The sequence below is a fragment of the Streptomyces speibonae genome (assembly GCF_984686075.1).
The window spans coordinates 4,135,123-4,150,801 of record NZ_OZ480260.1 but is presented as its reverse complement, the minus strand read 5'-3'; the positions used below and the strand labels follow the sequence as shown (position 1 = coordinate 4,150,801).

16 protein-coding genes and 2 tRNA genes are annotated in these 15,679 nt (G+C 69.7%); 13 read left to right on the top strand and 5 right to left on the bottom strand.

All coding sequences use genetic code 11. From position 1 onward, the window contains the following. Position 1: 1 nt before the first annotated feature. The 4 genes from gyrA (at position 2) to AC5L3C_RS18725 (ending at position 4,101) form a co-directional block, all read left to right on the top strand. Positions 2 to 2,599, top strand: coding sequence for a DNA gyrase subunit A (gyrA, locus tag AC5L3C_RS18740; protein ID WP_493649987.1), 2,598 nt, complete (start codon positions 2 to 4; stop codon positions 2,597 to 2,599). Between the two features lie 18 nt (positions 2,600 to 2,617). After that, positions 2,618 to 3,364, top strand: a complete 747-nt coding sequence (locus AC5L3C_RS18735) for a DUF3566 domain-containing protein (protein ID WP_493649986.1) — start codon at positions 2,618 to 2,620, stop codon at positions 3,362 to 3,364. 119 nt (positions 3,365 to 3,483) lie between these two features. Then, a tRNA-Ile gene (locus tag AC5L3C_RS18730) sits at positions 3,484 to 3,557 on the top strand. A 163-nt stretch (positions 3,558 to 3,720) separates the two neighbouring features. Next, positions 3,721 to 4,101 carry a hypothetical protein gene (locus tag AC5L3C_RS18725; protein ID WP_493649985.1) on the top strand — a complete coding sequence of 127 codons (381 nt, stop codon included), beginning with the start codon at positions 3,721 to 3,723 and terminating at the stop codon, positions 4,099 to 4,101. Between the two features lie 153 nt (positions 4,102 to 4,254). Here AC5L3C_RS18725 and AC5L3C_RS18720 read toward each other — a convergent pair whose 3' ends face one another. Further along, the gene (locus AC5L3C_RS18720) at positions 4,255 to 4,626 is read right to left on the bottom strand and encodes a DUF6344 domain-containing protein (RefSeq protein WP_125505329.1); all 372 of its coding nucleotides are present in this window, start codon (positions 4,624 to 4,626) and stop codon (positions 4,255 to 4,257) included. A 339-nt stretch (positions 4,627 to 4,965) separates the two neighbouring features. On the opposite strand from AC5L3C_RS18720, the gene AC5L3C_RS18715 reads away from it, so the two are divergent. After that, positions 4,966 to 5,094 carry a DLW-39 family protein gene (locus tag AC5L3C_RS18715; RefSeq protein WP_003999697.1) on the top strand — a complete coding sequence of 43 codons (129 nt, stop codon included), beginning with the start codon at positions 4,966 to 4,968 and terminating at the stop codon, positions 5,092 to 5,094. Positions 5,095 to 5,235: 141 nt separating this feature from the next. Continuing rightward, positions 5,236 to 6,555: a hypothetical protein gene (locus AC5L3C_RS18710; protein WP_493649984.1), complete on the top strand. Its 1,320-nt coding sequence runs from the start codon at positions 5,236 to 5,238 to the stop codon at positions 6,553 to 6,555. 11 nt (positions 6,556 to 6,566) lie between these two features. Here AC5L3C_RS18710 and AC5L3C_RS18705 read toward each other — a convergent pair whose 3' ends face one another. Together AC5L3C_RS18705 and AC5L3C_RS18700 are read right to left on the bottom strand one after the other, a co-directional pair. Continuing rightward, on the bottom strand, positions 6,567 to 8,294 hold the full coding sequence (locus tag AC5L3C_RS18705; RefSeq protein ID WP_493649983.1) for a serine/threonine-protein kinase: 1,728 nt from the start codon (positions 8,292 to 8,294) through the stop codon (positions 6,567 to 6,569). Between the two features lie 179 nt (positions 8,295 to 8,473). Continuing rightward, positions 8,474 to 9,022, bottom strand: a complete 549-nt coding sequence (locus AC5L3C_RS18700; RefSeq protein ID WP_125505326.1) for a helix-turn-helix domain-containing protein — start codon at positions 9,020 to 9,022, stop codon at positions 8,474 to 8,476. A 181-nt stretch (positions 9,023 to 9,203) separates the two neighbouring features. On the opposite strand from AC5L3C_RS18700, the gene AC5L3C_RS18695 reads away from it, so the two are divergent. Then, positions 9,204 to 9,276: transfer RNA gene (locus AC5L3C_RS18695), tRNA-Ala, on the top strand. 132 nt (positions 9,277 to 9,408) lie between these two features. On the opposite strand, the gene AC5L3C_RS18690 is transcribed toward AC5L3C_RS18695, so the two are convergent. After that, positions 9,409 to 10,107: a DUF5324 family protein gene (locus tag AC5L3C_RS18690; RefSeq protein ID WP_493649982.1), complete on the bottom strand. Its 699-nt coding sequence runs from the start codon at positions 10,105 to 10,107 to the stop codon at positions 9,409 to 9,411. A 338-nt stretch (positions 10,108 to 10,445) separates the two neighbouring features. Here AC5L3C_RS18690 and AC5L3C_RS18685 point away from each other — a divergent pair, with 338 nt between their 5' ends. Together AC5L3C_RS18685 and AC5L3C_RS18680 are read left to right on the top strand one after the other, a co-directional pair. After that, on the top strand, positions 10,446 to 10,973 hold the full coding sequence (locus tag AC5L3C_RS18685) for a peptidylprolyl isomerase (protein WP_125505324.1): 528 nt from the start codon (positions 10,446 to 10,448) through the stop codon (positions 10,971 to 10,973). 101 nt (positions 10,974 to 11,074) lie between these two features. Next, on the top strand, positions 11,075 to 11,962 hold the full coding sequence (locus tag AC5L3C_RS18680) for a rhomboid family intramembrane serine protease (protein WP_493649981.1): 888 nt from the start codon (positions 11,075 to 11,077) through the stop codon (positions 11,960 to 11,962). A gap of 280 nt (positions 11,963 to 12,242) precedes the next feature. Here AC5L3C_RS18680 and crgA read toward each other — a convergent pair whose 3' ends face one another. Further along, entirely contained in the window at positions 12,243 to 12,497 is a 255-nt protein-coding gene (gene crgA / locus AC5L3C_RS18675) for a cell division protein CrgA (RefSeq protein WP_125505322.1), read from the bottom strand. A 141-nt stretch (positions 12,498 to 12,638) separates the two neighbouring features. Between crgA and AC5L3C_RS18670 the strand changes: the two genes are divergently transcribed. The 4 genes from AC5L3C_RS18670 to AC5L3C_RS18655 all read left to right on the top strand — a co-directional run bounded on the left by AC5L3C_RS18670 (position 12,639) and on the right by AC5L3C_RS18655 (position 15,673). After that, positions 12,639 to 13,418, top strand: coding sequence for a DUF881 domain-containing protein (locus AC5L3C_RS18670; RefSeq protein WP_493649980.1), 780 nt, complete (start codon positions 12,639 to 12,641; stop codon positions 13,416 to 13,418). Between the two features lie 220 nt (positions 13,419 to 13,638). Then, positions 13,639 to 13,800 carry a hypothetical protein gene (locus tag AC5L3C_RS18665; protein WP_185931086.1) on the top strand — a complete coding sequence of 54 codons (162 nt, stop codon included), beginning with the start codon at positions 13,639 to 13,641 and terminating at the stop codon, positions 13,798 to 13,800. Then, a complete protein-coding gene (locus AC5L3C_RS18660) occupies positions 13,797 to 14,471 on the top strand; it encodes an aminodeoxychorismate/anthranilate synthase component II (protein WP_493649979.1) in 675 nt (224 codons plus the stop codon). Before AC5L3C_RS18665 ends, AC5L3C_RS18660 begins: the two co-directional genes overlap by 4 nt. After that, positions 14,468 to 15,673, top strand: coding sequence for a class E sortase (locus tag AC5L3C_RS18655; protein ID WP_493649978.1), 1,206 nt, complete (start codon positions 14,468 to 14,470; stop codon positions 15,671 to 15,673). Before AC5L3C_RS18660 ends, AC5L3C_RS18655 begins: the two co-directional genes overlap by 4 nt. Positions 15,674 to 15,679: the final 6 nt, after the last annotated feature.

Genomic DNA, 15,679 nt, shown 5'->3' with positions numbered 1-15,679 from the left:
AATGACCGACGAGAACACCCCCGTCACGCCCCTCGAGGACCCGGACGCGGCCGGACTGCGCGTGGAGCCGGTCGGGCTCGAGACCGAGATGCAGCGCTCGTATCTCGACTACGCGATGTCCGTCATCGTCTCGCGCGCGCTGCCCGATGTCCGTGACGGTCTCAAGCCCGTCCACCGCCGCGTGCTGTACGCCATGTACGACGGCGGTTACCGCCCCGAGCGCGGCTTCTACAAGTGCGCCCGCGTCGTCGGCGACGTCATGGGCAACTACCACCCGCACGGCGACTCCTCGATCTACGACGCGCTGGTCCGCCTCGCGCAGCCGTGGTCGATGCGGATGCCGCTGGTGGACTCCAACGGCAACTTCGGCTCGCCGGGCAACGACCCGGCGGCGGCCATGCGCTACACCGAGTGCAAGATGGCGCCGCTGTCGATGGAGATGGTCCGGGACATCGACGAGGAGACCGTCGACTTCACGGACAACTACGACGGCCGCTCCCAGGAGCCGACCGTCCTGCCGGCCCGCTTCCCGAACCTGCTGATCAACGGCTCGGCCGGTATCGCGGTCGGCATGGCGACCAACATCCCGCCGCACAACCTGCGCGAGGTCGCCGCCGGCGCCCAGTGGTACCTGGAGAACCCCGAGGCGTCCAACGAGGAGCTGCTGGACGCCCTCATCGAGCGCATCAAGGGCCCCGACTTCCCGACCGGCGCCCTGGTGGTCGGCCGCAAGGGCATCGAGGAGGCGTACCGCACGGGCCGCGGCTCGATCACCATGCGCGCGGTGGTCGAGGTCGAGGAGATCCAGAACCGCCAGTGCCTGGTCGTCACCGAGCTGCCGTACCAGGTCAACCCGGACAACCTCGCGCAGAAGATCGCCGACCTGGTGAAGGACGGCAAGGTCGGCGGCATCGCCGACGTGCGCGACGAGACGTCCTCGCGCACCGGTCAGCGCCTGGTCATCGTGCTGAAGCGGGACGCGGTCGCCAAGGTCGTCCTGAACAACCTCTACAAGCACACTGACCTGCAGACCAACTTCGGCGCCAACATGCTGGCCCTGGTCGACGGCGTGCCGCGCACCCTCTCCCTGGACGCGTTCATCCGCCACTGGGTGGCGCACCAGATCGAGGTCATCGTCCGGCGTACGCGGTTCCGGCTGCGCAAGGCCGAGGAGCGGGCGCACATCCTGCGCGGTCTGCTGAAGGCCCTGGACGCCATCGACGAGGTCATCGCGCTGATCCGGCGCAGTGAGACCGTCGAGATCGCCCGCGGCGGCCTGATGGACCTCCTGGAGATCGACGAGATCCAGGCCAACGCAATCCTGGAGATGCAGCTGCGCCGACTGGCCGCACTGGAGCGCCAGAAGATCGTCCAGGAGCACGACGAGCTGCAGACGAAGATCAACGAGTACAACGAGATCCTCGCCTCCCCCGTGCGCCAGCGCGGCATCGTCAGCCAGGAACTGACGGCGATCGTCGAGAAGTTCGGCGACGACCGCAAGACGAAGCTGATTCCCTACGAAGGCGACATGTCCATCGAGGACCTGATCGCCGAGGAGGACATCGTCGTCACGGTCACGCGCGGCGGCTACATCAAGCGCACCAAGACCGACGACTACCGGGCCCAGAAGCGCGGCGGCAAGGGCGTACGCGGCACGAAGCTCAAGGAAGACGACATCGTCAACCACTTCTTCGTGTCCACCACCCACCACTGGCTGCTGTTCTTCACCAACAAGGGCCGGGTCTACCGGGTGAAGGCATACGAGCTCCCCGACGCCGGCCGGGACGCGCGCGGGCAGCACGTGGCCAACCTGCTGGCCTTCCAGCCGGACGAGACCATCGCGCAGATCCGCGCCATCCGCGACTACGAGGCGATGCCCTACCTGGTGCTGGCCACCAAGGGCGGCCTGGTGAAGAAGACGCCGCTGAAAGACTACGACTCGCCGCGCTCGGGCGGTGTCATCGCGATCAATCTGCGCGAGCGCGAGGACGGAACCGACGACGAACTGATCGGCGCCGAGCTCGTCTCGTCCGACGACGATCTGCTGCTGATCAGCAAGAAGGCGCAGTCGATCAGGTTCACGGCGACGGACGAGACGCTGCGGCCCATGGGCCGTGCGACCTCGGGTGTCAAGGGCATGAGTTTCCGCGAGGGGGACGAGCTGCTCTCGATGAATGTTGTTCGACCCGGTACGTTCGTGTTCACTGCCACAGACGGCGGGTACGCGAAGCGGACCGGCGTCGACGAGTACCGCGTCCAGGGGCGCGGCGGCCTCGGCATCAAGGCCGCCAAGCTCGTCGAGGACCGCGGCTCCCTCGTCGGCGCGCTGGTGGTCGAGGAGACCGACGAAATCCTCGCCATCACGTTGTCGGGCGGTGTGATTCGTACGCGAGTCAACGAGATCAGGGAAACCGGCCGTGACACCATGGGCGTCCAACTGATCAATCTGGGCAAGCGCGATGCCGTGGTCGGCATCGCTCGTAACGCCGAGGCGGGACGCGAGGCGGAGGAAGTCGACGGCGACGTGGCCGTGGACGAGACCACCGACGGGGACGCGACCACCGGCACGGACGAGGGTGAGGCGCCCTCGGCCGAGTAGCACGAGGAGTGAGTCAGCGTGAACGGAGCCACGGGCGCCGGATCGGCCGGTACCAGTTCGGGAACGGACGGCGGTGGCCGTGGCTCCGCCGCGCAGGCGGCAGATCCGCACACGACCAATCTCAAAGCGATCAAGTCGCCCGCCAAGGACGCCTCCTCGTCCGACAGACAGGGATCCCAGGGGGGAACCGTGACGGACACCCGGGGCCGACAGCAGGCCGCGCCGGACCAGGGCGCGGCCGCTCGGCCGACCTCACCGCTGCCGGGGGAACGGCAGCCGCAGCAACAGGCGGGCCCGTACCACCCGCCGCAGGCCTACCCGGCACAGGGCGGCGCGGCAGCCGCCCAGACCGGCGTGGTACGGCGCCCCCGCACCGGGGCGCGCACCACCCCGCGCGTCCGCAAGGCGCGCCTGCGCGTGGCCAAGGCCGACCCCTGGTCGGTGATGAAGGTCAGCTTCCTGCTGTCCATCGCGCTCGGCGTCTGCACCATCGTCGCCTCCGCGGTGCTGTGGATGGTCATGGACGCCATGGGCGTGTTCTCGACGGTCGGCGGCACGATCTCCGAGGCGACCGGCTCCAACGACTCGAACGGCTTCGATCTCCAGTCGTTCCTGTCGCTGCCCAACGTGCTGCTGTTCACGACGATCATCGCGGTCATCGACGTCGTCCTGGCGACGGCGCTCGCGACGCTCGGGGCGTTCATCTACAACCTTTCCGCGGGCTTCGTGGGCGGCGTCGAACTGACGCTGGCCGAGGACGAGTGACCTGCTCACGACGCTTTCCCCGCCGCCACCCACGGCTTGTGGACAACCGATTTTGGGACTGCCCGGGTCGTGCGCTAATCTTCAGGAGTCAGCGCGCGGGGCAGCCCGCAGAGCGCGGCGGGGCTATAGCTCAGTTGGTTAGAGCGCATCCCTGATAAGGATGAGGCCACAGGTTCAAATCCTGTTAGCCCCACAGACGAAGATCCGATTGAGCGGGTGTTTCCCCAGGTGGGAGATGCCCGCTCTTCGTTTTGGGGTGCGCGTGACGTGTCGGTCCGCGTTGGTCCGGCGGTCGGCTGGTACACCGCGTCGACTTGTAGGGTTCGTACGTTGACGGAGCGCCGGAGGGGATTCTCGTGCGGACAACGGTCGACGGGACGACGACCCAGGTTCTGGTGAAGGCGTACACGACCCTGCTGATCGAGGACTTCTCCATGCAGGTGAAGCAGAGGACCGCGCGCATCAAGAAGGCGACGGTCCACTGGATCTACCTGGACGGCGGCTGGCAGATCAGCTTTGTGCAGGTCTGGGGTCCCGCCATCCGTAAGAGCGACGGTGCCGAGTCTTCCCAACACGTCTCCGAGGCAACGAAGCCGGCGGGCGCTGAAGGATCGGCGTACGGAGTTGTCACTCCTCAGGAGATCGTCGACGTGGCTCTCGCGAACACCCCGGACTGGATCCCTGAGATCAACGGGACGAAGTACCCACGGACTGCGAAGCTCAAGAGCAGCCTTTGAGCCGGCCGGCCCTGGGCTCCATGGAAGGATCACGCAAGGGAAGGCCCCCGTCGGATGCCGACGGGGGCCTTTGTCGTGCCGTGGTGCTGTACGCAAGTTCGCCAGGACTCGGGGGGCAGCGACGGCACGAAGGGGTTCAGGTGCTGCGGAGGGTCAGCGCTGGAGCGGGATGAGTCCGGTGACGGGTTCCGGCAGGGGGACCGGCGCCGTGTCGTCGGAGCACTCGGCCGGGCCGGACTCCTCCGCGGTGTCCGAGAGGGGACGGTGGCGGCAGCTGGGGGCCTTGCCGTGGGCCTCGGCGTGGATGCGCTGCTTCATCGTGGGGGGCAGGGCCCTGATCAGTGACCAGGACCACAGGGGCGCGGCCGGTGCCGAGGTCTTGGGCGTGCTGTCGCTGTTGCGCGTCTTCTCGGGCTGCGGTACGGCCGCGGAGGCGGTCGTGGTGATGAGTCCGAGCGCTGTGCAGAGCGCGAGGAAGGCGGTGACGACGGCGTTCCACAGCTTCATGACCTTGTTCCGGGCCATGGCCCCTCACTTTCGGGTTGGGCGATTTGCGTACTTTCCTCATGATGTGTATGAGGGTCGCGAAGTGGTGGACCGACGCCCGTGGCGCGTGGATGTTCAGATGAACACCACCCGGATGGAGTCAAGGAGGTGGAAAAGATGCCTGGACGGGAGGGAAAGGGTCGAAGTGACCGCGCGTGGAGGTGTGATCACCGTCCGATCGGATCGCCGTACTCCGCTTCCAATGCGCCCGTCCCAAGGGCGGTTCAAGGCCTCGACGCAGGTCACCGATCGATATCGACCGGTGTGTATAGTCGGGCGCCAGAGGTCCCCTACGTCAACGAAAGACGAGGTCGCGCGGTGAAGAAGCTTCTCCTGGTCGCACTGGCCGCCATCGGCGGGCTCCTCGTGTACCGCCAGATCCAGGCGGATCGCGCCGAGCAGGATCTGTGGACGGAGGCGACTGACTCCGTGCCCACGGGTTCGTGAGTACCGATATCCGACGCTGAACAGACCCCGGCCGCCCTCGCGGTCGGGGTTTTGTGTGCGCGGGGCCTTGTGGACCGGGCTCGTCCACGGGGCAGGATGGGCGGCACGGTGCGACGTCCGGGCAGCGACGAGGGGTGGCGCGTGAGGGGACGGCAGTGGACGGCGCGGCGGCGGGCCGGGAGGCGTCCGGTCGCCGGATGTGTGGGGGTGGCGGTCGTCCTGGGGCTGGGCGGTGTTCCGGCGGCGCAGGCGGCGGCCGGCGCCGAGGCCGCCGGGGATTACGCCTTCGCCGAGGACGCCCGGAGGATCGAGGGGGCCGCGAGCACCGCGGACGCCGCCGAACTGGTGCCGGGCCGGACCTACCGGAGCACCCTGCCGGCCTCCGGCAAGGTCCACTACCGCCTCGAACTCGACGGCACCACGAACACCTACGCCTCCGTCACGGCCGCTCCGCCCGCCGGCCGTGACACCTCCGTCATCGACGGCGTCAGAATCTCCGTGCAGGACGGCGACGGCCGGTCCTGCGACTCCGGTACGGCGACCTTCGGCGCCGGCGGCAGCCCGCATCCGGTCGCCGCGTGGGCCGGGCGGGAGATCTCGCCCAGGAGACCACTGTGCAGGGACGCCGGTACGTACTACGTGACCGTCGAACGCAGCGACCCGGACGGGAAGAACTCCTCCCCCGCCCCCTGGGACATCGAGCTCACCACGGTGTCGGAGCCGGCGCTGGAGGAGCCCGGTCCCACCGAGGCGCCCAAGGAGTGGAACTCCGCCTCCCCCCGCCCTGCCACGGGCGATCCGGAAAGGCGGCCGGGCGGTGCGGGCTTCGCCGATGCCACCTCCATCGGCCAGGGAGTGTGGCGGGACGACATACGTCCCGGCCAGACCCTCTTCTACAAGGTCCCCGTGGACTGGGGGCAGCAGCTCCACGCCACCGCCGAACTGGGCAGTTCGAGCTCGGCCGGCGGCGGCTATGTCGCCGCCGCACTGGACCTGGACCTCTACAATCCGGTCCGGGGCCATGTCGAGGACGTGGGCGTCGGCTACGACGGCGGCCAGAAGTCGAGGAGCCTGGCGCCCCTGCCGCCGGTGGCGCACGTCAACCGCCATGCCGCAGGCGGACAGGTCGCGGCGATGCGGTTCGCCGGCTTCCACTACCTCGTCGCCCACCTCTCGCCGGAGGTCGCGGACGACTTCGGCGACGGGCCCGTTCCGCTGACGCTGCGGATCCGGCTGAGCGGTGAGGCACAGGACGGGCCCGGCTACGCGGGGCGGCCGGTGCCCTCGGACGTCTTCACGGTCACGGGGGAGGACCGGGACACGGCCGCCCGGGGAGGCGGAACGTCGGATGGCGACGCCGCGTACCGGGCGCTCGCGGCGGGCGGTATCGGTACCGGCAGCGCCCTGCTGGTGGGGCTCGGCGTGTGGACCCTGGTGGCACGGCGGCGGGCCCGTCCGTAGGCGGCGGCCGATCAGATGCGGGTGAGCGCCCAGAACCCCACGGCGTAGCAGGCCAGGGCCAGGAGCAGGACCGGGACGGTCACCTTGGCCGGAGGGCCGGGCCGACGGCTGCGCCGACGGTGGGACCGGACAGGCGTGCCGTGCTGCGGGATCGCCCCGCCGGAAGGCGGAACCTGCGGGCCTTGGGCGGTGTATTCAGCAGTGGAGACGTCGGGCGGTGCGGTCGGCCGCGGCAATGGGGAGCGCAGCGGATGAGTGGGGTCGTGGGGCGAGACGAGGGGTTCGGGGCGGGCCGGCTGGTACGGGCTGCCGTGTGCGGCCTCTTGCGGGTGCTGAGGAGTCCAGGGGCCGTGGGCCGGAGGCGGCGGGCCGGGCACGGGGGAGGGGGTGACCGTGGAGCGGGGAGGCGGGAGGTGGAAGCTGCCGGTGTCCGACATGCTCGTCGGCTGCGGGGAGGATCCGGCAGGCGTCGCGGGGGATGCGTCGCTCCGGCGGGGATCGCCCGGGGCGCCGGCCCTGCTCCCGCCCGTGCCGCGGTCAAGACCCAGTGGGCCTGGACCGGTTCCGGTTCCGGTTCCGGTGTCGGTGGCCGCGCCCGCCTCCGGGGCCGGTGGCGCGGATACGGGGCCGGTCGGACCCGCGGGGTCTCCGGTGACGCCCGCGCCTTCCGGTGCGGGTGCGGCGTCGTCTCCCCCGGCCGGCCCGGCCTCCACGCCCGGAGCACCCGGAGCACCCGGACTGTCCGGCGTGCCCGGCTCCGGGCCGGAAGCACCGGCCGCGGGCCGCTGTTCCTCCCCGGCATCGAGCCCTGCGGGCGCCGTGGCGCCCCCGCCGTCCCGTCGTACCCCCGAGGCCCTCTTCAGAGGGCCGTCGGCGGTGAACCCCGGGGGCAGGGGGCCCAGTTGGTCGAAGATCTCGATCTGTTCGTCGTCCGGGCCGGGTTCCGGCAGCAGCTCCGCGGCCGCGGCGAGCGCCTTGCGCGCCCCGGTCGCCGTGCGGAACCGCGCCAGCGGATCCGGCTGGAGCAGCGTGGCGACGACCTGCCACAGCGGTTCGGGAATGCCCTGGGGAGGACCGGGTGTCCCGTGGTCGACGAAGTGCTGGATGAGGGCCTTGCTGTCCGGCTTGGCGCCCTCGAGCAGATACAGGGCCACCAGGCCCACGGCGAACAGGTCGGAGGGGAAGTCCGGTTCGGAGCCCAGCATCTGCTCCGGCGCGAGATAGCCCGGCGTGCCCACCACCAGGTTGGTCTCCGTCAGCCGGGGTTCGCCCAGCCGCATCGCGATGCCGAAGTCGGACAGCCGCAGCCGGGGCCTGCCCGTACCGGTGGCCTCCAGGAGCACGTTGGCGGGCTTGATGTCACGGTGGACGACGTCTTCCGCGTGCACCGCGGCGAGCCCCGCCAGCAGCTGGTCCAGCAAGGTGCAGACGAAGGCCGGCGGCAGGGGGCCGTAGTCGCCGATCAGGTGGACCAGGGAACCGCCGGCCACCAGATCCATGGTGAACAGGACCTGGTCGTCGTCGGCGGCCCAGCTGGTCGGGGCGAGGACGTGGGGGTGATCGATCCGCAGTGCCTGTTCGCGGACGAAGCGCAGGAGGGAGTGGGCGTCGCTCTGGAGCAGGACCTTGGCGGCCACATAGCGGCGGCGGCGGTGGTCCCAGGCGCGCCAGACGGCACCGACGCCCCCGCGTCCGATCGGATCGACCAGTTCGTACCGGCCGGCGAAGACCTCACCCATGGCTGTACGTCGCTCCTCCCCCTGCGGTGTCCCCCTGTCACTCCCCCTCGACGAGTGATACGACTCCCCCCGCGCCTCTGATCTCTCGGCTGTGCCCGGCCCGCTCCGCGCCGGCTCGGTCTCCTGGGTCTTCCCGTGTGCACCCGGCGGCCGACCCCCTTCGGCCGCCGGGCGGGAGATCAGTTCTGGTGCGACTGGTAGTGGGTGACCGCGTCGGCGGTGCGGCCGGCGCCGTAGACCCGCAGGAACTCGGCCAGTTCGGGGTGGGTGGGAGCGAGGGTGTCGGCGGCTTCGATGATGTCCCCCGCGGCCGCCACCGAGCGCAGCAGGGACTGGATCTCACGGACCACGCGCTTGACGGTGGGGGCTCCCGAACTGCTCGTCGTCTGCGTGGTGTTGCTGAGCACCGAGCCCCCCTGGGACTTCTTGATCTCCTCCATGCGCTCGGTCGCCTCGGCGGCGCTGACGCTGCCGTCCGCGACCTGCCCCGCCAGGTCCTGCAGCAGCTGTACCCGCTGAACCACCGCCGGATTGCCGATCTTCGCCCGCTGCCCGCTCATCAGCTGCGAGAGCATCGGCGCGGACAGTCCCAGTACCCCCGCGAGACGGGCCTGGTTGAGGCCCAGGTCGTCTATGAGCCTACGGAAGAGCGCCCCCAGTGGCTCCCCATACCAATTCCGCTGCAGTTCCCGCGCTCTGGCGGTGGCTTCCTGCTGTGCGGCGTCCATTGCGTCTCCCCATCGCTTCCCCATGAACCGCGGTTCGCTGTAGCGAACCCCGCCGAGCATCTTACGGAGAGTGGTTGGTCACGGGGACCCCCAATCCTTTTGCGGAATCCCCGGGGGGACCCGGTACTCTGGTGTCGGGCGCCCACCGGGATGTGTTCTTCCAGGTGGACGCTTTCCTTCCGGGGCCTTAGCTCAGTTGGTAGAGCGCTGTCTTTGCATGGCAGATGTCAGGGGTTCGACTCCCCTAGGCTCCACACCCGGACCCCTCCCACCCGCGGATCCATGGTGGGAGGGGTCCTGTTCACGTGAAACGGCACGGTGGGGCAGAAGACGCTCCACGTCTTCTGCCCCACCGTGCCGTTGACGTGGGTACCTGTGGGTGCCCGTCAGGGCTCGTCGCGCCTGGCGGCCTCCTCCGCGGCCTCCTTGGCCTCGACCTCGGGGTCGAGCGCGCCCAGGTCGCTGCCGTCCACCGACGTCAGCTTGGACGAGCCCGACACATCCGTCGCGGCCGGGGGCTCCACCAGCCAGTCCGGGTTGGCCTGCTTGTCCCACCACTTCCAGGCGGCGAAGGCACCGCCGGCCACGGCGCCCAGGATCAGGACCATCCGCGCGGCACGGCCGGCCTTGGCCCGCCGCTCCTGCCTGCGGACCAGCTTCTGGATGTCCCGGGCGGACACCTGGCCGCGCAGAGCGGCCAGCGCGGCGGCGCTGCGGGCCGCGGCCTGCTCCCTGGCGGGACCGGCGGCGGCCACCGCCTGCTCGATCACCGGCCGGGAGTAGTCCGCCGCCTGCCGGGCGGCCGTGCGGGTGCGGACGGCGGCCTGCTGGGCGGCCTTGTCGACCTTCGGCGGCACATGCGTCCGGGCCTGTTCCAGGTACGGCTGCACATGGGTGCCGTACTGGACGCGGGCTTGCCCGGCGGCCTGTGTCACCTTGGGCGCCAGCCGTACGCGGGCCTCCTGTGCGTAGTGCGCGGCCCTGACCTTGGCCGTGTCGGCGTAGGGCGCCACCACTTCCGCGGCGTGCAGCACGCTGTCCTTCGCCGAACCGGTCGCGGCGCGCACGCTGTCGATGCGGGTCACGGGTTCCTCCTCCTCGGTGGCGTACGGTATTTCGACTTTCCACCCTTTTACGGATCATGCCTGCCGGGTCGCCCTGCGGCATGCGCGGACGGGCATACGGGTGCCGGTGTGCTTGATCGATCGTGATATCGCGTGCAATTCCGGATGAATCCGGGGTAACGGGAGCTTGTCGTCGACAATGCCACGGATCGCCGCCCGGCGCCCCCGGCACGGGAGTACTCGCGCTGTTTTCCGCAAGCCGAACGGCCGTGTTGCCCTGCTGTGAACGCAGGCCGGGCGACTGCGCGTCCGGTCCGTGCGAGGATCGGGGAGTCACGGAAAACAACGGAAGGCACATCGTGGCTGAGCAGCTCTACGCCACCCTGAAGACCAACCACGGCGACATCGAGGTCCGGCTCTTCCCGAACCACGCGCCGATCACGGTCAAGAACTTCGTCGAGCTCGCCAAGGGCGAGCGGGAGTGGACCCACCCGCAGACCGGTCAGAAGTCCACGGACAAGCTCTACGACGGCACGGTCTTCCACCGGGTGATCAGTGGCTTCATGATCCAGGGCGGGGACCCGCTGGGGAACGGCACCGGTGGGCCCGGCTACCAGTTCGAGGACGAGTTCCACCCCGACCTGCGCTTCGACAAGCCCTACCTGCTGGCGATGGCCAACGCCGGTCCGGGCACCAACGGCTCGCAGTTCTTCATCACCGTCTCCCCGACGGCGTGGCTGAACCGCAAGCACACGATCTTCGGCGAGGTCACCGACGCCGCGAGCCAGAAGGTCATCGACAGCATCGCGTCGACGCAGACCAACCCCCGTACCGACCGTCCGCTGAAGGACGTGGTGATCGAGTCGGTCCAGATCCGCGAGGGCTGAGCGCACCCCGGAGCGCCAAAGCCCCCGAAGGGAACCAATCGCCCCGCTCATCCGTAAGGATGGGCGGGGCGTGCCTTTTTCCACACGACGTAGGGGATCCCATGGACGACCAGGCTGCCGGCGGCCCGCAGGGCGCCCAGCGCGTCCCTGTCTGCTATCGCCACCCGGACCGCGAGACCGGTATCCGCTGCACCCGGTGCGAACGGCCGATCTGTCCGGAGTGCATGGTCAGTGCCTCTGTCGGATTCCAGTGCCCGGAGTGCGTCCGCGGCGGGTCGGGCACCGGGCACCCGCCCGCGGCCTCGATGCCGCGCACCATCGCCGGCGGGACCGTCGCCGCCGATCCCCGGCTGCTGACCAAGATCCTCCTCGGAATCAATCTCGCGGTGTTCCTCGCCGTGCAGATCCGGCCGTCGTTGCTGGACCCGCTCGTGCTGGTCGGTGTCTGGCCGCCGGAGCCCTTCCTGCCCACCGAGGGCGTGGCCGAGGGCGAGTGGTACCGCCTGTTCACCTCGATGTTCACGCACGAGGCGATCTGGCACATCGGCTTCAACATGCTCGGTCTGTGGTGGCTCGGCGGCCCGCTGGAGGAGGCCCTCGGCCGCGCCCGCTACCTCGCGCTCTACCTGATCTCGGGCCTGGCGGGCAGCGCGCTGACCTATGTGCTGGCCTCGGGCTCCACGGCGTCACTCGGTGCGTCCGGCGCGATCTTCGGTCTGTTCGGCGCGATCGCCGTGCTGATGCGCCGGCTCAACCAGGACATGCGTCCGATCATCGCCCTGCTGGTCATCAATGTGATCATCACGTTCGGGTGGGGCAACATCGCCTGGCAGGCGCACCTGGGTGGGTTCGTCGCCGGTGTGGTGATCGGGTACGCCATGGTGCACGCCCCGCGGAACCGGCGGGCGCTGGTGCAGTACGGCACCTGTGCGCTGGTGCTGGCCGTGGTGGTGCTGATGACCGTGCTCAGGACGGCGCAGCTCACCTGAGGGCCGAGGTTGTCCACAGTTCGTGGCGGATCTTGTGCACAGGGTGCCGGGAGGCCGGGACGCTCACCGTTCGACCCGTGTCTGCGCAGGTCAGACGGCTCGCGAACATGTTTTCGGTTGCCGGTGTTTCTGTCACACCGGCGTCAACCTCCGAAGGGTTATCCACAGATCGGGTTCCCTATCCACATGTGGACAAGGGTTGTGGATAACTCAGTGGATAGTCCTGCCCAGAGCTGCGGGAACAGCTCTGGGCAGAGCAGCGCTCACTGTGCGGAGTGCGCTACTTCCACTGCGTGGAGACGCCGAATCCGGCGGCGATGAACCCGAACCCCACGACGATGTTCCAGTTGCCCAGGGAATCGATGGGCAGGGTGCCGTCGGTGACGTAGAAGACGACGATCCAGGCCAGCCCGATGAGGAACAGCGCCAGCATCACGGGCGCGACCCAGGCGCGGTTGGTCAGCTTGAGGGCCGTCGCCTGCTTCGCCGGCGGCGGCGTGTAGTCGGCCTTCTTGCGGATACGTGACTTCGGCACGAGGGTCTCTCCTGTCGATGCGCTGCGTGGCCGCGCAGGGAACTGGGTCGGGCTCGGAGCAGCGTACAAGGGGACTCCGAGGGCTCCCCCGGGCGTCCGTTAGCGTAGTCCTTCCACGGCGCCGAAGGAGATAAGGGTACGTTGAGCAATTCTGCCGACTTCCCCGGACCGGAATCCAGTCCCGTCCGCCGACGCCGTGTCCGGCCCGTGCGGATCCTCACCGCGGGCGTGTTCGCCCTGGCCGGGTTGATCTTCTTCACCAGCTTCGACACGGCCAAGGGCACCGACATCCGTACGGACGCCTCACTGCTGAGGCTGTCCGACCTGATCCACGAGCGCAGCCGCGAGAACGGGAAGCTCGAGGAGTCCAACGGCGCGTTGCGCGAGGACGTCGAGTCGCTGGCCGAGCGGGACGACGGCAGCACCCGGGCCGAGGACGAGAAGCTCGCCGATCTGGAGAAGCGCGCCGGCACCCAGAAGCTCAAGGGCGAGGCGATCACGGTCACCCTCGACGACGCCCCGCCGGACGCCACCGCCAAGCTGCCCGGCTACCCCGAGCCGCAGCCCGACTATCTGGTCATCCACCAGCAGGATCTCCAGGCGGTGGTGAACGCCATGTGGGAGGGCGGCGCCGAGGGCATCAAGGTCATGGACCAGCGGCTGATCTCCACCAGCGCGGTGCGCTGTGTGGGCAACACCCTGATCCTCCAGGGGCGCGTCTACTCGCCGCCGTACAAGATCACCGCGGTCGGGGATCCGGAGAAGCTGAAGAAGGCGCTCTCGGCCTCGCCGGCGATCCAGAACTACATGGTGTACGTCAACGTCTACGGGCTCGGCTGGAAGGTCGAGGACCACGGAACGGTGACCCTGCCCGGCTACTCCGGCACGGTCGATCTGCACCACGCGAAGCCCGTGGACTAGCAGTCCGCACACCGGCGGACGCCGTCCCCCGTCGATGTTTCACGTGGAACATGCTCCGGCGTGAGGCGTTCGGCCCCGCGCCACGTACATACCGGTGCGCGCGGCGGGACTCGTACGGACTTCGCACACCCCGTGGAGGCCGGGAAAACGGAAGGGTCGCGCCGTTAGTCTGTTGGCGTACGGCGTGGGTCTGGTGCCGTGGTACGACGGAAGGGACGGCATGTACAGCTGGATCTGGCGGCATCTGCCGGGCAACGGATGGGTGCGGGCGCTCATCTCACTGGTGCTGATCGTCGCCGTGGTCTACGTGCTCTTCCAGTACGTCTTCCCGTGGGCCGAGCCGCTGCTGCCCTTCAACGATGTGACGGTGGACAACCAGTGAGCGCGCGCATTCTCGTCGTCGACAACTACGACAGCTTCGTCTTCAACCTGGTCCAGTACCTGTACCAACTGGGCGCCGAGTGCGAGGTCCTGCGCAACGACGAGGTGTCGACGGCGCACGCCCATGGGGGCACCTCCCGCTCGAGCGAAGCCGAGAGTGGGGGAGGCTTCGACGGGGTGCTGCTCTCCCCGGGCCCCGGCACTCCCGAGGAGGCCGGGGTCTGCGTGGACATGGTGCGGCACTGCGCGTCGGCCGGGGTGCCGGTCTTCGGCGTCTGTCTCGGCATGCAGTCGATGCAGGTGGCGTACGGCGGCGTGGTGGACCGGGCGCCGGAGCTGCTGCACGGCAAGACCTCACCGGTGACGCACGAGGGCAAGGGCGTCTTCGCCGGCCTGCCCTCCCCGTTCACGGCGACGCGCTACCACTCGCTGGCCGCCGAACCGGCCACGGTACCGGCGGAGCTGGAGGTCACGGCCCGGACGCCCGACGGCATAGTGATGGGCCTGAGGCACCGTGAACTGCCCGTCGAGGGCGTGCAGTTCCACCCCGAGTCCGTGCTGACCGAGCACGGCCACCGGATGCTGGCCAACTGGCTGGTGGAGTGCGGGGACCAGGGCGCGGTGGCGAGGTCCGCGGGGCTCGCCCCCGTGGTGGGCAGGTCCACGGCGTGACGGCGCTGCGCCCCGAGCGCGAGTCCGGCGCCTACGGTGCCGGCGACCAGGGCACCTCGTACGGCGGGCAGCCGTACGGGGCGCCCGGTGCGTACGGAGCGCCAGGCGCGTACGGGGATGGCTGGTACGACGGCACGCAGGCTTACGACGGCACGCAGGCTCAGGCCTACGCCCCCGCCCCGCAGCCCGAGTCCTACCCGCAGCCGGAGCCCTACCCGCAGCCCGATGCCTACGGCGGCGCGTCCGACGCCACCGCCACGCTGCCGCCGGTCGACGAGGAAACCGTGGCGCTGCGCATCCCCGAGCCCCCGAAGAGGACGGCCCCTGCCGAAGCCACGCCGGCGCCGGGCGGCCGGGCGGCCCGCAGAAAGGCCGCCAGGAAGCGTCAGGGGCGCCGTGGAGGCTCCCACAAGGCCGCGGAGGGCCACGAGGCCGCCGGAGGCCGCGAGGGGGCGTCAGAGGCCGCTGAGGAGGCCTCCCGGGCGCCCCTGTCCCGTGTGGAGGCACGCCGACGGGCCCGGGCGCGCAAGGCGAGTCCGGCGGTCGTCGCCAGCCGGGCCATCGGTGAGGTGTTCATCACCTGCGGCGTCCTGATGCTGCTGTTCGTCACCTACCAGCTGTGGTGGACGAACGTGCGGGCACAGGCGCAGGCCGGCAAGGAGGTCAGTGACCTCCAGAAGGACTGGGCGGACGGAAAGCGTCAGCCGGGGGCGTTCGAGCCGGGACAGGGCTTCGCGCTGCTGCACATCCCGCGGCTCGACGTGGTGGTGCCGATCGCGGAGGGCATCAGCAGCAAGAAGGTGCTGGACCGGGGCATGGTGGGCCACTACGCGGAGGGTGCCCTCAAGACGGCGATGCCGGACGCGAAGACCGGCAACTTCGGGCTCGCGGGCCACCGCAACACCCACGGGGAGCCGTTCCGGTACATCAACCGGCTGGAGCCGGGCGACCCGATCGTCGTGGAGACCCAGGACAGCTACTTCGTCTACAAGACGGCGTCGATGCTGCCGGTCACCCCGCCGAGCAACGTGAGCGTCCTCGAGTCGGTCCCGAAGGGGTCGGGCTTCACCGGGCCGGGGCGCTACATCACGCTGACCACGTGCACCCCGGAGTTCACCAGCAAGTACCGCTTGATCGTCTGGGGCAAGATGGTCGAGGAACGGCCGCGCAGCAAGGGCAAGCCGGATGCGCTCGTCAGTTAAGGGCAG

Coding starts and splice junctions, on each gene's coding strand:
- gyrA (WP_493649987.1), top strand. CDS start 2: ATGACCGACGAGAACACCCCCGTCACGCCCCTCGAGGACCCGGACGCG.
- AC5L3C_RS18720 (WP_125505329.1), bottom strand. CDS start 4,626: ATGGCCCGGAACAAGGTCATGAAGCTGTGGAACGCCGTCGTCACCGCC.
- AC5L3C_RS18705 (WP_493649983.1), bottom strand. CDS start 8,294: ATGGGTGAGGTCTTCGCCGGCCGGTACGAACTGGTCGATCCGATCGGA.
- AC5L3C_RS18700 (WP_125505326.1), bottom strand. CDS start 9,022: ATGGACGCCGCACAGCAGGAAGCCACCGCCAGAGCGCGGGAACTGCAG.
- AC5L3C_RS18680 (WP_493649981.1), top strand. CDS start 11,075: ATGGACGACCAGGCTGCCGGCGGCCCGCAGGGCGCCCAGCGCGTCCCT.
- AC5L3C_RS18665 (WP_185931086.1), top strand. CDS start 13,639: ATGTACAGCTGGATCTGGCGGCATCTGCCGGGCAACGGATGGGTGCGG.